The organism is Pseudoruegeria aquimaris, from assembly GCF_900172235.1.
Classification (GTDB): domain Bacteria; phylum Pseudomonadota; class Alphaproteobacteria; order Rhodobacterales; family Rhodobacteraceae; genus Pseudoruegeria; species Pseudoruegeria aquimaris.
Genome location: NZ_FWFQ01000010.1, coordinates 25,239 through 40,124, shown reverse-complemented (window position 1 = coordinate 40,124; position 14,886 = coordinate 25,239). Strand labels below are relative to the sequence as shown.

The window sequence follows — 14,886 nt, the reverse complement described above, 5'->3', positions numbered from 1 at the left end:
TTTGAATGGCGGGTGAGGCACAGGCCTCAGACAGTGTTATTCCTGGTGCTTCTTGTGGTGCTGAATGACCTCAGCGATGATGAAGTTCAGGAAGGCTTTGGCGAATTCCGGGTCGAGATCGGCCTCGGCTGCCAGGGCTTCGAGCCGCTTGATCTGCTTGGCCTCGCGGGCCGGATCAGAGGGCGGAAGATCGTGTTCGGCCTTGAGTTTCCCCACGGCCTTGGTGTGCTTGAACCGCTCGCCCAGCGTGTAGACGAGGATCGCGTCGAGCCGGTCGATGCTCTCGCGGTGCTCCTTCAGCAGCGTGGCAGCGCGGACGGTGGGGTCGGTCATGTCTGCCTCTTCGGCTTGGGGTTGGCTCATGCGTAGGCCTCCGGGCTGCCGTCTGCGTCATCCGGGCGGTAGCGGTAGGTGCAGGTGCCGCTTTCGCGCTGATGCACGAGCACGCCACCCAGCCGTTCGGCCAGCGCACGGGCGCGCGTGTTGGCGGCCTCGATGTAGCTCACCACCGTCTCGGTGCCGAGCGCGAACAGGTGATCCAGCGCGGCCTGCGCGGCCTCGAAGGCGTAGCCGTGGCCTTCGGCCTCGGCCGACAGCAGGAAGCCCAGCTCCAGCGCCTCGTCGCCCGGCTCGCAGCCGGCGAAGAGGAAGCCGATGGTTTCACCGGCGCGGGTGATGGCGAAGACGCCGTCGCCGCGCAGCAGCCAGCCGGCGCAGTAGTTGGCGAAATCCGCCCAGGCCTCGGCCTCGGTCATCGGGCCGCCGAAATAGGCCGCGCGCTGGCCGGCCACCAGTTCGGCGTAGAGCGCGAAATCGGCAAGGCTCGGCGCCCGCAGCACGAGGCGCGGCGTCTCCAGCACCGGCAGCGCCGATTGCGCGGCCTGCGCAAGGGCCTTGCCCGGCGTGGGCAGGATGGCGGGAGCGATCGACACGGCCATCGTCACTTCTTCTTCCCGAAGCCCGACAGGCCGGGCGGCAGGGCGGCGCCGCCGAGGCCGGGCAGGCCGCCGGGCATGCCGCTCTTGCCCATGGCCTTCGCCGCGGCTTCCAGCGCTTTGGGGTCCATCTGCGAGGGATCGACATCGGGCATGCCGCCCTTGCCCATCATGCCCTTCATCGCCTGCTTGAGCATGCCGCCTTTGCCCATCTTGCCCATCTTCTTCATCATGTCCGCCATCTGGCGCTGCATCTTCAGAAGCTTGTTCAGATCGGACACCTCCATGCCCGAGCCGGCGGCGATGCGCTTCTTGCGGCTCGCCTGCAGGATCTGCGGGTTGGCGCGCTCCAACTTGGTCATGGACTGGATCATGGCGATCTGGCGCTTGATCGTCTTGTCGTCGAAGCCGGCGTCCTGCACCTGCTTGGCCATCTTGCCCATGCCCGGCAGCATCGACATCACGCCTTCCATGCCGCCCATCTGCAGCATCTGCTCGAGCTGGGTCTTCATGTCGTTCATGTTGAAGCGCCCCTTCTGGAACCGCTTCATCATCCGCTCGGCCTGCTCGGCCTCCACGACTTCCTGCGCCTTCTCCACCAGCGCGACGATGTCGCCCATGCCGAGGATGCGGCCGGCGATCCGGTCCGGCTCGAAGGTTTCGAGCGCGTCCATCTTCTCGCCGAGGCCGACGAACTTGATCGGCTTGCCGGTCACGGCGCGCATCGAGAGCGCCGCACCGCCGCGGCCGTCGCCGTCCATCCGGGTCAGCACCACGCCGGAGATGCCGATCTTCTCGTCGAAGTTTTCGGCCACGTTCACGGCGTCCTGGCCGGTCAGGCCATCAACCACCAGCAGCGTTTCGCGCGGCGAGACGACATTGCGCACGGCCTCCACCTCGCCCATCAGCGTGTCGTCGATGTGCAGGCGGCCGGCGGTATCGAGCAGGTAGACGTCATAGCCGCCCATCGTCGCCTGCTGCTTGGCGCGCTTGGCGATGTCCACCGCGCTCTGGCCCTTCACGATCGGCAGCGTATCGACGCCGATCTGGGCGCCGAGCACGGCGAGCTGATCCATGGCGGCGGGGCGGTAGATGTCGAGCGAGGCCATCAGCACGCGCTTGCCGTGCTTTTCCTTCAGCCGCTTGGCGAGCTTGCCGGTGGTCGTCGTCTTGCCCGAGCCCTGCAGGCCGACCATCAGGATTGGCGCGGGCGGGTTGTCGATCTTCAACTCGCCGGGCGCGTCGTCATCGCCGGCGAGAACGTGGCGCAGCTCGTCGTGGACGATCTTCACCACCTGCTGGCCCGGCGTCACGGATTTGGTGACGGCCTGCCCGGTGGCCTTCTCCTGCACGGCCTTCACGAAATCGCGGGCCACGGGGAGCGAGACGTCGGCCTCAAGCAGCGCGACGCGGACCTCGCGCAGGGCGGTTTTGACGTCCTCCTCGGAGAGGGCGCCCTGCTTGGTCAGGCGTTCGAAGACGCCGGAAAGGCGTTCGCTCAGATTTTCAAACATGCCTCGGCCCTCCTGAAAGCCTTCTCGCGCTGCTCTTTGCCCCACCAGTTAAGGTGTGACGCTCCATATGCCAATGGCCCCCGTGGGCGCGACGCGCTGACGGGGGGCGATCCCTGAAACGACTCAAGGGACCGGAAGCTTGACCGACTTCCGGGGTTTGCGCGTCCGCTTACGGGGTTCGGGACGGGGAGTCAAGCCGGGGCGGCCGGCGGCCTAGCTCGCAGGCCGGCCGGGGCGCATGCGGCCGGGCAGGCGGCGCAGGGCCTTCACCGTGCTCAGGCCGAGGTAGCCGCCCACCAGCCGCGCGGCGGAGGCGCTGCCGTCGGCCCGCGGCTCCTCACCGCGGCCCATGCGGTGCATCTGCGTCACGTAGTATTCCACCCGGGCCACCGTGTTGAGCAGGTTCACCACCCCGGAAGAGGCGTTGACGCCGAAGCTTCCCTTGCCCAGCACCAGCCCGTCCTCCTCGATGCCGATGCGCTCCAGCGTGCCTGCGATGAGGCCCTCAGGCGCGTCGGGCTGCACGCAGAGCGGGCGGGCCAGCCCGATCATGTGGATGCCATCGTCCGTCAGGGCTGCTTCCATCGCGGCGCGGCTGCGAAAGCCCCCGGTCACCACCACCGGTACCGAGATCCCTTCGCGGATCTCGCGGGCGTATTCCAGGAAGAAGGCCTCGCGCGCCTGGGTGCTCTCGCGCTCGGGCGTGGCCTCGGCAAAGGCCATTTCCTCGTAGGTGCCGCCCGAGATCTCAAGCAGATCGATGCCATCTTCCTCCAGCCAGCGGGCCACCTGCCGGCACTCCTCAAGCGTGAAGCCGCCTTTCTGGAAATCGGCGGAGTTCAGTTTCACCCCCACCGGGAAATCCGCCCCCACGGCGGCGCGCGTGGCCCGGACCACCGCGCGCAGGAAGCGGGCGCGGTTTTCCAGCGGTCCGCCCCATTCGTCGCTGCGCCGGTTGGTGATCGGCGACAGGAACTGGCTGATGAGGTAGCCATGCGCCCCGTGGATCTGCACCCCATCAAAGCCGGCCTTCCGCGCGATCCGGGCGGTCTCCGCATAGCGCGCGATCACCTCGGCGATCTCGGCTTCCGTCATCGCGCGGGGCCTGCCGAACAGGCCCAGCAGCTTCAGCTTTTCTTCCGATGGCGAGAGCGGGCGCGGGTTGATGATCATCGGGCATTGCCGCCCCGGATGACTGATCTGCATCCACACGTGCGAGCCGCCACATTGCGCCGCTTTGGCCCAGCGGGACAACGCGGGCAGGTGGCGTTCGTCTTCCACCACCACGTTGCCGGGGCGCTCAAGTGAGCGGCCATCGACCATCACGTTGCCGGTGACGAGAAGCCCCGCGCCCCCGCGCGACCAGCGGGCATAGAGCGCATCATGGGCCGGGGTGGGGCCGTCGTTAGAGCCGGCCAGCGCCTCCGTCATCGCGCTCTTGCAGATCCGGTTGGGCAGCACGGCGCCGCAGGGCAGGGGGAGCGGGGCGGCGAGGGGGCTGTCTGGCATGGGGGCTCCGGGAGAGGCGGCGGCAGGGCCGGGGAAGGGTCGGGCGCAGCATGGCGGCGCGGCGCGCTGCCGGTCAAGCCGGGAAACCGCTTGCGCCATGCTGCCGGTGCGGGCACTCACGGGCCATCGGGATGATGTTTGACAGGAACAGCATGGCATGACGCAAGACACCACTCCGCCGTTCACCTCCGACGCGCTGCTTGCGCAGCTCAGCGCCTGGGGCCTGCCCTACATGCTGCATCGCCACGTGCCGCTGCGCACGGTGGAGGAGGCAAAGGCCGTCGAGGCCAGTATGGATGTGCCGGGCCAGAAGGCCTTTCGCACCAAGAACCTGTTCCTGCGGGATCGCAAGAAGCGCCCCTACCTGATCACGCTGGAGCAGGATCGCGCGGTCGATCTGAAGGCGCTTGGGTCGCAGATCGGCGCTCCGGGGCTGTCCTTCGACTCGCCCGAACGGCTGATGCAGGCGCTGGGCGTCGCGCCCGGCGCGGTGAGCGCGCTGGCGATGGTCAACGGCGTGGCGGCCGGTGTCACCTTCCTGATGGACGCCGCCGCGCAGGAGGCCGACGTGATCTACATGCACCCTCTCGTGAACGATCAGACCGTCGCGATGCGGCGCGAGGATGTGCTTGCCTTCATGGCACGGATCGGCTGCGAGGTGCGCTGGCTGTCTTTCTGAGGGGCCTTTGATCGGGGTCTTCCGATCACTCCAGCGCCAGCCGCAGCGCCGCCTGCACATGGGCGGCGGAGGGGTTGACGAAGGTGAAACCACCGGCCTCGAACGCCACGTCGTCCAGATGCGCGGGAAAGGCCAGCGGCAGTTCGGTGCAGGCCAGCAGGATCGCCGTGCCCGGATCGGCGTGGAGCGCGCAGAAGGCCAGCAGCCGCTCGCGCGCCCGAGGTGAGGCGCCGCCGTAGAAATCGGCGTCGATCATTGCCTGCATTTCAGCGATCGCCGCCTCTGGCAGTCGGGCATTGGCGGTGACGCCCACCTCGGCGAGCGCCTGCGCGTAATCCAGTGCCTGCATGGTGACGGCTGTGCCCAGCACGAGCGCCCGTCGGCTGCCTGCCTGTGCCGTGGCCTGCGCGGCTTCGGTGAAGATCGACAGGATCGGCATCGTGACGCCCTGCCGGATCGCATGAAGCCGGGCGTGGGGGGTGTTGGAGGCGATCACCGCGAAATCGCAGCCCGCGCCTTCGAGCGTCAGCATGGCCTTGCGAAACACCGCGTCGAAGGCGGCCCAGCTGGCCTCGTCTCCGGGGCGGCCGCGCAGGGCGCGGGTTTCGGACTGTGTGACGGATTCGATCGTGATCGGCGGCGTGGGCAGGGGCGAGGTAGCGCCCCGCGCCGCGAAATGCCGGCCCGCGCCTTCGCAGATCGCCCGGTAGTAATCCACGGTGGAGGCCCAGCCGACGCCCCCGAGTATCCCGATCTTTTTCATGGCGTGCCCCGCGTCGCCGTGAACAGGTTGAAACTGGCGGGCAACCGGACGCCGTCGGGCCCGGCATATCGGCGCCACTCCGCCGCGAGATCGGCAGCGACGGCGCCTTTCTCGGCCTCGCTGGCTCCGGCATCGACGAAGATGCGCCCGGCGGGGCCGATCTCCACGGCCAGCGCGGCGGCGCGCTCGGGGCTTCCGGGCGGGCGCAGGGAAAGAGAGACGGTTTCGGCACTGGCGGCTTCGAGCCCGGCCTCGGTGAGCAGCCCGCAAACCCTGTCGGCGTCGGCAAAAGCCATCGGACCGGGCGCATGGGGATCGGCCGGCTCCGGCGCGCCGAAGCGGGCTACCGCGAGGGCGCGGGGATCGGCGAACCACGGGTTTTCCGAAAGGCTGCGCCAGCAGAGAAAGGCCAGCCGCCCGCCGGGGCGCAGGGCGCGGGCGATGTTGCGGAAGGCGGCCACCGGATCGTCGAAGAACATCACCCCGAAGCGCGAGAGCGCCACGTCGAATCGGCCTGGCTCAAAGGGATGCACCTGCGCATCGGCCAGCAGGAAACGCGCGCCCGAGGCCTCCTGCGCCTCCAGCCGTTCGGCTGCGGCCAGAAGGCTCGAAGAGATGTCCACACCCAATGCGCCACCGCCGGGGCCGGCCGCGCGGGCGAAGGCCACGGTGCTGCGCCCGCCGCCGCAGCCGATGTCGAGCACCTGTTCGCCGGGGGCGATCCGGGCGGCGGCCAGCAGCGCGTCCAGCGGTTCGGCGAAGAGCGCGTCCAGCGCCTCCTGCCGGGCGACCCATTTCAGGCCGGGGCCGGATGTCCAGAACTCGCCTTGCGCGGCATTCGGAGTATCTTGGCCCATGGCGGCCTCCGATCAGGGGTGTCCAACATGGAGAAGGCTGCGCCAGGAGGCGCGGCAAGGCCAGCATTTTCTTGCCTCGGGCGGGGATGCTCGCGGCCGCAAGAGGGAGGCGCGGGATGCGCGACGGGGTGATCTACGTGGCAACGGGCGCGGGCTACCGCGCGCTCGCGGTTCAATCGGCGCGCAGCCTGAAGGCGTGGAATCCGGATCTGCCGGTGGACCTGTTCACGGATGCGCCGGAGGCCGAGGGGCTCGGGATTTTCGACGCGGTGCACCCGGTGCCGCGCGATCATCCGCGGGTGAAGCTCTGGTGCTTCGCGCAGAGCCGTTTCGAACGCACCCTGTTCCTGGACAGCGACACACTGGTGCTGGCGCCGCTGGGCGGGCTGTTTCCGATCGCCGACCGGTTCGATCTGGCGATGTGCCATGACGTACGCCGCCGCTCGGCACTGGTGCAGGAGGGCGGCGGGGTGGTCACGCCCGAGGCCTTCCCGCAGCTGAACTCGGGCGTGATGCTCTACCGCAAGTCGCCGGAAGCGCTGGCCTTCTTCGAAAACTGGCGGGCGCGGTTCGAGGCGCTGGGCGCGGTGCGGGACCAGGTGCCGCTGAAGGATCTGCTCTGGGAGAGCGATCTGCGGTTCTACGTGCTGCCGCCGGAATACAACCTGCGCCGGGTGACGATGCTCGATGCCTGGGAGCCGCTGGACGCCCTGCCCGCGATCATCCATTCCCACCGCCTGCTTCAGCACCTGCGCGGGCATTCCGAACGGATCACCTCGGTGGCGCGGCTGCTGGAGGCCGAGCGCGCGGCGCTGGCGCAGGAGTGGGCGGCGGTGGGTGCAGAGCCCGATCCGGAGGATCCGGTCGCCCGCTTCCGCGCCGTGCGCCCGGGTTGAAACAGGCGGCGCCGCCCGGTTGACGGGGGGGGCGCCGGTTGAAGGCGTTGGACAGAAGTGCGCCGGATCAGGCGGCCTTCAGCGCTGCGATGGCGGCGTTGGCGGCATCCAGCGCGCCGGTTTCATCCATGTTCAGCCCCGTCGCGGCGACGAACTCGACATCGGTGATGCCGATGAAGCCGAGCACCTGCCGAACGTAGGGGGAGGCGTGATCGAAATCGCTGCCCAGCGGCACGCCGCCGGAGGCCACGGCGACGATGGCGCGCTTGCCTTCCAGCAGGCCCCTGGGCCCGTTCTCGGTGTAGGCGAAGGTGACGCCGGCGCGGGCGATCTGGTCCACCCACTCCTTGAAGGCGGCGGGGGCGGAGAAGTTGTAGATCGGCAGGCCGATCACCAGCACGTCAGCCGCCTTCACCTCTGCGATCAGCGAATCCGAGAGCGCCAACTCGGCGCGCTGGGCGTCGCTGCGGTCGGCCTCGGGGGTGAAGTTGGCTGCGACCCAGGCCTCGGAGATCACCGGCAGCCCGCCGGAGAGATCGCGGGTGGTGACGGTGGCGCCGGGGAAACGGTCGATGATGGATTGGGTCAGCTTGCGGGAAACGGAGCCCTGCTTGCGGGCGGAGGTCTCGATGCGGAGAATGTGGGTCATGGGGTGTCCTCGTCGGGGAGAAAGTTGAACTGAGCCCAATTTGGTTATTGCATTGGTGAACGCAATCGGCTCATTTTCACATCTGATGTTTGAAAATGCACAGGTGCGCGATGGACAACTGGGACGAGATCCGAACGGCCTACCAGGTGGCCCGCATGGGCACGGTGAGCGGGGCGGCGGATGTGCTGGGCGTGCATCACGCCACCGTGATCCGCCACATCGATGCGCTGGAGGCGCGGCTCGGCGTGAAGCTCTTCCAGCGCCACGCGCGCGGCTACACCCCCACCGAGGCCGGGCGTGACCTGTTGCAGGTGGCGCAGGCCACGGACGATCAGTTCACCCAGCTTGAAAGCCGGATCAAGGGCGGGGACGGCGAAATGCGCGGGGAGCTGGTGGTGACGGCGCTGCCCAATTTCACCCCGCTGCTGGCGCCGGTGCTGGCGGAGTTCCAGGTGGCGCATCCCGGGCTTGTGGTGCGCTTTCTCACCGGGCTGCGGCTGTTCCGGCTGGAATACGGCGAGGCCCATGTGGCGATCCGCGCCGGGTCCGCCCCGCAGGAGCCCGACAACGTGGTGCAACCCTTCTACAAGCAGGACATCGGCCTCTATGCCCACCGGAGCTACGTGGAGCGTGAGGGGCCGATCACGGTGGAACGCCCGCTGGAGAGCCATGCCTTCATCGGGCCGGACGATCCGGACTCCCGCGCGCCCTTTGATCAGTGGATGAAACAGGCGATCCCGCGGGAAAGGGTCGTCTTCCGCGTGTCGGGCTCCGGCGAGGTGATCGATGCGCTGCGCGGCGGGGTGGGGCTGGGCTTCCTGCCGGTCTGGCGCGCGATCGACGAGCCGGATCTCGTGGAGATCCTGCCGCCCCGGCCGGAATGGAGCGCGGAGTCCTGGCTCGTCACCCACGTGGATCTGCACCGCACGCCGAAGGTGCAGGCCTTCCTGAGCCTGCTGAAGGAGCGGGTCAAGGATTGGCCCTGCGCCGGGATCAAATCGTGAGCGCATCCGCGCCCGCGGGCGGCGAAGCGGCGCGGCGGCAGGCGATGCAGGGCCATGCGGCGATGCTGGCCTTCTCGGCGCTGGTGGCGGGCAGTTTCAGCCTTGGGTCCATGGCGGCCAACGAGATCGCCCCGGCGGCGTTGAACGCCATCCGTTTCCTGGTCGCGGGCACTCTGATCGGCGCGGTGGCCCATGCCACCGTGGGGCTGAAGCGCGCGCATTTCGAGGCACCGTGGCGCTACGCGGTGCTCGGCGGGCTCTTTGCGATCTATTTCGTGCTGATGTTCGAAGGGCTGAAGACGGCGCCGCCCGTCTCCACCGCCGCGGTGTTCACCCTGACGCCGGTGATGTCGGCCGGCTTCGGCTACCTGCTTCTTCGCCAGATCACCACGCCGCGCATGGCGCTTGCGCTTGCGATCGGGGCGGCCGGGGCGTTGTGGGTGATCTTCCGGGCCGATCTGGCCGCGCTTCTGGCCTTCCGCGTCGGCACCGGCGAAATGATCTATTTCTGGGGCTGCCTCGCCCATGCCGTCTACACGCCGATGGTACGCCGGCTGAACCGGGGCGAGCCGGCGGTGGTCTTCTCCTTCGGGATGATGGTGGCGGGTTTCGTGATCCTGGCGCTCTGGGGCTGGGGCGACATCGCCGCCACCGACTGGGCCGCGCTTCCGGGGATCGTCTGGATCACCATTCTCTACACCGCCGTCTTCGCCTCGGCCGCGACCTTCGTGCTGTTGCAGTTCGCGGCGCTGCGGCTGCCCTCGGCCAAGGTGATGGCCTATACCTACCTCACGCCGAGCTGGGTGATCCTGTGGGAGATCGCGCTCGGGCGCGGGGCGCCGCCGGCGCTGGTGCTGCCGGGCATCGCGCTCACGGTGCTTTCGCTGCTCCTGCTGCTGCGCGCGGAGTAGCCCGGCCCGTGTCCGGCAGGCAACCATATGAAAACATTGCGATATGATTAATTCCCAACCGGTGTTTCCGCGGCGGTTTCAAGAGGGAATTTTCGTTCAGCGCCTGTGCAAAACTGTGCATTCCATTCCGCCCCGAACAGGCATAGCTCTGCCGCAGCGCCGAAAAGTGAACGGCGCAGTTCAGTTTAACACGTGACAGACAAGAAGAGCAGAGCACCATGAAGAAGACCCTCATCAGCAGCCTCGCGGTGGCCACCGCCGTCGCCGCTCCCGCCGCCTACGCGGTCGAATTGAACGGCGCCTCGATGGATCTGGGCTATTCCGCCTTCACCGACGAAAGCGACGTGAACAAGACGGCGATCGAAGGGTCGGTCGAGCTTGGTTTCTCGCCCAACATCGCGGCGCAGATCGATCTCGGCGCTACGAAATTCGGCCTGAGCAACGAAGACAACATCAACGCCGCGGTGCACGGCATCTACCACCTGGATGACGCAACCGCCTTCGGTGCCTTCGCCGGGGTGGACCGCGCCGGCGGCGAAGACAACAGCTTCTACGGGCTTGAGGCCGCCTATGACACCGGCGCCTACGAGACCGAGGGCTACGTGCAGTTCGGTGAATACGGCAGCGAAGATTTCTGGGGCGCCGGCGGCTCCGTCCGCTACGCCGTCAACGCAAGCTTCGGCCTCGGCGCCAGCTACGACTACGCCGACGTCGACAACGCCTTCAACGCGCAGCGCTTCGCGGCGGTCGCCGACTACAACGTCTCCGACTCCACCCGCCTCTACGCCGAATTGGGCGTGCTGGATTCCGACGATCTGGGCCTCGACACCGAGCCCTTCATCGGCGCCGGCGTGAAGGTCTCGCTCGGTGGCGGTGAGCCGACCTTCGGCAGCCGCGGCCTCGTGGGCCTCATTCCGGGCCTCTGATCCGGTCGGATCGAAAACGCCGCCCGCCCCCTCTCCGGGGCGGGGGCAAGCTTTCAGCGCCTTTGAAGCCCTGCCCGCCCTGCCGGTTTTCCCCGTTTCCCGGCAGGCAGGCAGGGCTTTTTCGTGGCCCACCGCTCCGATGCCGCCATCCCGTCCAAATGGGTGCCTCCGCGTAATCTGCCCCTGCGTGTGGCAAAAGCCTGGCGCTGCCGCAATACGTGGTGGAAACGGTAGACAGACGCGGGGCCATCATGCTGAGCAAACGCACATTTCTTTCCGGCCTCGTGTCCAGCGCGGCCCTTGCAACGATCCCCGCCGTGGCGAGGGCAGCGGCGCCGGATGCCACGCTCTTCACCAACGTGCGTGTCTTCGACGGCCGATCCGACGGGCTCACCGGCCTCACCAACGTGCTTGTCGAGGGCGAACTCATCAAGGAGATCTCGCCGGCCGCCGACGCCGCGCCCGATGTGCCGCGCATCGACGGCGCCGGGCGCACCCTGATGCCGGGGCTGATCGACAACCACGTGCACCTGCAGTGGAACCAGGGGCCGATGGAATTCTGGACGGCGCGCCCGGACTACGTGGCCGCCCTCGCGCTGCGCGAGTGCGAGGCCACCTTGATGCGCGGGTTCACCGGCGTACGCGACACGGGCGGCGGCATTCTCGGGGTGGCCCGCGCGATCGACGAGGGCGTCTATCCCGGCCCCCGCATCCAGGCCTGCAACGCGGCCATCGGCATGACCTCCGGCCACGGCGACTACCGCCCGCGCAGTGTGCGGCCGCGTGCTTTCGGCGGCCCGGCGCTCACCGAATTCGAAGAAAAGCAGATCACCATCATCGCCGATGGCGTCGCCGAGGTTCTTACGGCCGCGCGGGAACAGTTCCGCCAGAGGGCGCATTTCATCAAGGTCTTCTCCGGCGGGGCGGTTTCAGGGCTCTACGATCCGCTCGACATCAACGAATACTCCCCGGACGAGCTGAAGGCCGCGGTGGAGGAGGCCCGGCGCTGGAACACCTACGCCACATCCCACGCCTACATGGATTCCTCGGTGCGCAGCGCCATCGAGGCGGGATTCGCCTGCATCGAGCACTGCAACCTGATGACCCCGGATTCGATGGAACTCGCCGTCGAAAAGGGTGTCTGGCTGTCCACGCAGGTCGGCTTCTTCATGACGCCGATCCCCGAGGGCTTTTCCGAGGCGCAGGCGCAGCGGCAGCAGATGGCGCAGGACGGGCTCGACACGATGCTGCGGCTGGCGAAGGACTACGGCGCCAAGATCGCGCTCGGCACGGATTTCGTCGGCTCGTCGGAAACAAAGGCGACGCAATTGAACGAGCTGAGCCTGCGGACGCCCTGGTTCAGCAATGCCGAGATCCTGCAGCAGGCGACGGGCAACAACGGGCAGCTTTGGGAGCTAGCGGGGCAGCGCAATCCCTACCAGAAGGGGCCGGTCGGCGTGATCGAGGCCGGCGCCTACGCCGATATCCTGCTGGTGGACGGGGATCCGATCGCCGATCTTTCGGTGATGGACGACCCGGAGAATTTCAACGTGATCATGAAGGGCGGCCGGGCGTTCAAGAATACCCTGTCCTGACGCTGCGCCGTGCGTGCCGGGCGCGGACCGCTTGCCGCGCCGAAAGGGCCTAGAAGCTCTTGCGCGCCTTCAGGGCGGCGGAAATCGTGCCGTCGTCGAGATAGTCCAATTCGCCGCCGATGGGCACGCCCTGCGCCAGCGAGGTGACGGCCACCTCCGTGCCTTCGAGCTGTTCGGCGATGTAGTGGGCGGTGGTCTGGCCGTCGACGGTGGCGTTCAGGGCGAGGATCACCTCGTTCACCCCTTCCGTGGCCACGCGGTCCAGCAGGCGCGGGATGCGCAGATCCTCGGGGCCGACGTTGTCGAGCGCCGAAAGCGTGCCGCCCAGCACGTGGTAGCGCCCCGCAAAGGCCTTGCCCCGCTCCATGGCCCAGAGGTCGGCCACGTCCTCCACCACGCAGATCTGCCCGTTGCCACGCTTCTCGGAGGCGCAGATCTCGCAGATGTCGGTGACGCCGACGTTGCCGCAGTTCAGGCACTCGCGCGCCGAGATCGCCACCTGGTGCATGGCATCGGCCAGCGGCGTCAGCAGCAGAGCGCGCTTGCGGATGAGGTGAAGCACCGCGCGACGGGCGGAGCGCGGCCCGAGGCCGGGCAGCTTCGCCATCATCTCGATCAGGTTCTCGATGTCGCGCGGGGCTTCGCTCATGCAGGCGGCAGCCTCAGACGGGCAGCTTCATGTCGGCCGGCAGGCCGAGGGATTCGGTCAGGGCCTTCATTTCTTCCTCGTGGCGCGCGGCCGCCTTGGCCTGCGCATCCTTGATCGCGGCAAGGATCAGATCCTCGACGACTTCCTTTTCCTCCGGGTTGAAGATGGAGGGATCGATCTCAAGCCCCACCAGTTCGCCCTTCACGGTGGAGGTGGCCTTCACCAGCCCCGCGCCGGACACGCCCTCGACGCGCATGGTGTTCATCTCTTCCTGAAGCTGGGCGAGCTTCTCCTGCATCTCCTGGGCCTTCTTCATCATCTTGGCCATATCGCCAAGGCCGCCGAGTCCTTTGAGCATGGGGTATCCTTCTTCCTGCGTCGGATTGCGTGCATGTGTTCGGCCCCTGTTTACTTGGCCCACGGGGCGCTGACAAACAAAAGCCTGCAGTCGGCAGATGGGGGCGGATTTGATCGGTGTCAAATACACATTCCTAGTGCGGAATATGATGGTCGCGACTCACATGCACGCAGGAGGCTTTCATGACGCGGCTGGCAATGGTGATCTTCTCGATGGTGGCGACGACGCTGGCGGGAACCGGCGTGGTGATCGCGCTGGTGGTGGGGCTGGATACGCTGCTGCCGATCCTCGCCTTCGCGGCGGCGGGCTTCGTGCTGGCCTTCCCCGTCACGTGGTTGATCGCGAGGAAACTGGCGGCGCTGGGCTAAGGGGGCGTTTCAGGCGTTCAGGAAGACCCGCAGCGTGGCCTCGAACTCGCGCGGTTTCTCGGCGTGCAGCCAGTGGCCGGCGCCGGGGATGCGTGAGAACCGCGCCTTGGGGAAGAGCGTTTTGATCTTCTCGCGGTGTTCGGGGCGCACGTAGTCCGACTCCGCCCCCGACAGGAAGAGCGTCGGCCCGCCGAACTGCCCGCTGACTTCGGGAAAGCCGACGATCTTGCTCATCTCGGCTTCCAGCGTGTCGAGGTTCAGCCGCCAGCGCTTGCCCTTCACGTCCAGCGATTGCAGCAGAAAGGCGCGGATGCCATCTTCGGGCACGCTGTTTTTCAGCGCGCGATCCGCATCGCCGCGCGTGGAGACGGCGGAAAGATCCAGCCCGCGCATGGCGTGGATGTATTGCACCTGCGTGTGGCTGTAGGCGACGGGGGCGATATCGGCCACCACCAGGCGGTGCACCATCTCGGGGTGGGCGAGCGCCAGCACCATGCTGGCCTTGCCGCCCATGGAATGGCCCACGACGTCCGCCTGTCCGCCGTTGGCGGCGATCACCTCGGCGAGGTCGGCGGCGAGATCCGGATAGGCGTGGGTTGGGAAATGCGGGCTTTCGCCGTGGTTGCGCATGTCCACCGTCAGCACCTCGCGCTCATCCGACAGCCGCTTGGCGATCACGCCCCAATTGCGGGCCGAGCCATAGAGGCCGTGGACGATCAAAAGGGGCGGGCGGCCGTTGGCGGAGCCTGTGCGAAGCGTGTTGAGCATGGCTGCGCTTTTAGCCGCTGGCGCGCGTGCGCGCCAGATGGATTGAGATTGCGGCGGCAAGGTTGTAAGCCGGTGGGGCTGCTAGGAAAAGTGACGATGACGATGGTGCCGGTTCAGCAGATGGCCGAGGAGATCTCGGGCCTGTTCTCCGAAAAACTCGCGATCCGCGGGCGCACGCTCGCCGCGCAGGCGCGCAAGTCGCGCCGCTTCCTGCCCAAGGCGGTGCGGGCGGATGCGGCGTTTCTCTCCGAAAGCGTGAAGCTGGCCGAACACCCCAAGCTCGCGCGCCGGATCGATCCCGCCCGCGCGCAGGCCGCCTATGAAAACTGCAAGCGGCATCTGCAAGCGGTGGACCCGGCGGAGCGGCGCAAGGCGATGTGGCTCGGCATCCTGACCAGCGTGGCCTGGGCGATCTTCGTGGTGATCGTGCTGTTCGTGGTGGTGCTCGTCTGGCGCGGGTTTGTTTGAATCGTTGAAGCGATGAGGGCGGCCCCAGCCCGTGGTG

At 67.8% G+C, this 14,886-nt stretch carries 18 protein-coding genes; 8 read left to right on the top strand and 10 right to left on the bottom strand.

Annotated elements, in window-relative coordinates:
• Positions 1 to 36: 36 nt before the first annotated feature.
• The 4 genes from PSA7680_RS08480 to PSA7680_RS08465 form a co-directional block, all read right to left on the bottom strand.
• Positions 37 to 333, bottom strand: coding sequence for a chorismate mutase (locus PSA7680_RS08480; RefSeq protein WP_085868280.1), 297 nt, complete (start codon positions 331 to 333; stop codon positions 37 to 39).
• A gap of 26 nt (positions 334 to 359) precedes the next feature.
• Positions 360 to 938 (bottom strand): GNAT family N-acetyltransferase, encoded by a 579-nt coding sequence (locus PSA7680_RS08475; protein ID WP_085868279.1) that lies wholly within the window; start codon positions 936 to 938, stop codon positions 360 to 362.
• Positions 939 to 940: 2 nt separating this feature from the next.
• A complete protein-coding gene (gene ffh, locus PSA7680_RS08470) occupies positions 941 to 2,449 on the bottom strand; it encodes a signal recognition particle protein (protein WP_085868278.1) in 1,509 nt (502 codons plus the stop codon).
• 213 nt (positions 2,450 to 2,662) lie between these two features.
• On the bottom strand, positions 2,663 to 3,958 hold the full coding sequence (locus tag PSA7680_RS08465; protein WP_085868277.1) for an NADH:flavin oxidoreductase/NADH oxidase family protein: 1,296 nt from the start codon (positions 3,956 to 3,958) through the stop codon (positions 2,663 to 2,665).
• 157 nt (positions 3,959 to 4,115) lie between these two features.
• Here PSA7680_RS08465 and PSA7680_RS08460 point away from each other — a divergent pair, with 157 nt between their 5' ends.
• On the top strand, positions 4,116 to 4,637 hold the full coding sequence (locus PSA7680_RS08460; RefSeq protein WP_085868276.1) for a prolyl-tRNA synthetase associated domain-containing protein: 522 nt from the start codon (positions 4,116 to 4,118) through the stop codon (positions 4,635 to 4,637).
• A 25-nt stretch (positions 4,638 to 4,662) separates the two neighbouring features.
• Here PSA7680_RS08460 and PSA7680_RS08455 read toward each other — a convergent pair whose 3' ends face one another.
• Positions 4,663 to 5,400 carry an aspartate/glutamate racemase family protein gene (locus PSA7680_RS08455; protein ID WP_085868275.1) on the bottom strand — a complete coding sequence of 246 codons (738 nt, stop codon included), beginning with the start codon at positions 5,398 to 5,400 and terminating at the stop codon, positions 4,663 to 4,665.
• Positions 5,397 to 6,257: a class I SAM-dependent methyltransferase gene (locus PSA7680_RS08450; protein WP_085868274.1), complete on the bottom strand. Its 861-nt coding sequence runs from the start codon at positions 6,255 to 6,257 to the stop codon at positions 5,397 to 5,399. Before PSA7680_RS08450 ends, PSA7680_RS08455 begins: the two co-directional genes overlap by 4 nt.
• A 116-nt stretch (positions 6,258 to 6,373) precedes the next feature.
• On the opposite strand from PSA7680_RS08450, the gene PSA7680_RS08445 reads away from it, so the two are divergent.
• Positions 6,374 to 7,153, top strand: coding sequence for a glycosyltransferase family protein (locus PSA7680_RS08445; protein WP_085868273.1), 780 nt, complete (start codon positions 6,374 to 6,376; stop codon positions 7,151 to 7,153).
• Between the two features lie 67 nt (positions 7,154 to 7,220).
• On the opposite strand, the gene PSA7680_RS08440 is transcribed toward PSA7680_RS08445, so the two are convergent.
• Positions 7,221 to 7,802 (bottom strand): FMN-dependent NADH-azoreductase, encoded by a 582-nt coding sequence (locus tag PSA7680_RS08440; RefSeq protein WP_085868272.1) that lies wholly within the window; start codon positions 7,800 to 7,802, stop codon positions 7,221 to 7,223.
• Between the two features lie 110 nt (positions 7,803 to 7,912).
• Here PSA7680_RS08440 and PSA7680_RS08435 point away from each other — a divergent pair, with 110 nt between their 5' ends.
• The 4 genes from PSA7680_RS08435 (at position 7,913) to PSA7680_RS08420 (ending at position 12,238) form a co-directional block, all read left to right on the top strand.
• On the top strand, positions 7,913 to 8,806 hold the full coding sequence (locus tag PSA7680_RS08435; protein ID WP_085868271.1) for a LysR family transcriptional regulator: 894 nt from the start codon (positions 7,913 to 7,915) through the stop codon (positions 8,804 to 8,806).
• Positions 8,807 to 8,850: 44 nt separating this feature from the next.
• Positions 8,851 to 9,717 carry a DMT family transporter gene (locus PSA7680_RS08430; protein ID WP_085868361.1) on the top strand — a complete coding sequence of 289 codons (867 nt, stop codon included), beginning with the start codon at positions 8,851 to 8,853 and terminating at the stop codon, positions 9,715 to 9,717.
• Between the two features lie 218 nt (positions 9,718 to 9,935).
• Entirely contained in the window at positions 9,936 to 10,643 is a 708-nt protein-coding gene (locus PSA7680_RS08425) for a porin family protein (protein ID WP_085868270.1), read from the top strand.
• Positions 10,644 to 10,894: 251 nt separating this feature from the next.
• Positions 10,895 to 12,238, top strand: a complete 1,344-nt coding sequence (locus PSA7680_RS08420; RefSeq protein ID WP_085868269.1) for a metal-dependent hydrolase family protein — start codon at positions 10,895 to 10,897, stop codon at positions 12,236 to 12,238.
• Between the two features lie 49 nt (positions 12,239 to 12,287).
• Here PSA7680_RS08420 and recR read toward each other — a convergent pair whose 3' ends face one another.
• Together recR and PSA7680_RS08410 are read right to left on the bottom strand one after the other, a co-directional pair.
• Positions 12,288 to 12,887, bottom strand: coding sequence for a recombination mediator RecR (gene recR / locus PSA7680_RS08415; protein WP_085868268.1), 600 nt, complete (start codon positions 12,885 to 12,887; stop codon positions 12,288 to 12,290).
• Positions 12,888 to 12,900: 13 nt separating this feature from the next.
• On the bottom strand, positions 12,901 to 13,245 hold the full coding sequence (locus PSA7680_RS08410) for a YbaB/EbfC family nucleoid-associated protein (RefSeq protein WP_085868267.1): 345 nt from the start codon (positions 13,243 to 13,245) through the stop codon (positions 12,901 to 12,903).
• Positions 13,246 to 13,427: 182 nt separating this feature from the next.
• Here PSA7680_RS08410 and PSA7680_RS08405 point away from each other — a divergent pair, with 182 nt between their 5' ends.
• Entirely contained in the window at positions 13,428 to 13,613 is a 186-nt protein-coding gene (locus PSA7680_RS08405) for a CTP synthetase (RefSeq protein ID WP_085868266.1), read from the top strand.
• Positions 13,614 to 13,622: 9 nt separating this feature from the next.
• Here PSA7680_RS08405 and PSA7680_RS08400 read toward each other — a convergent pair whose 3' ends face one another.
• On the bottom strand, positions 13,623 to 14,381 hold the full coding sequence (locus tag PSA7680_RS08400; RefSeq protein WP_085868265.1) for an alpha/beta fold hydrolase: 759 nt from the start codon (positions 14,379 to 14,381) through the stop codon (positions 13,623 to 13,625).
• A 96-nt stretch (positions 14,382 to 14,477) separates the two neighbouring features.
• Between PSA7680_RS08400 and PSA7680_RS08395 the strand changes: the two genes are divergently transcribed.
• Positions 14,478 to 14,849: a hypothetical protein gene (locus PSA7680_RS08395; protein ID WP_085868264.1), complete on the top strand. Its 372-nt coding sequence runs from the start codon at positions 14,478 to 14,480 to the stop codon at positions 14,847 to 14,849.
• Positions 14,850 to 14,886 lie beyond the last annotated feature (37 nt).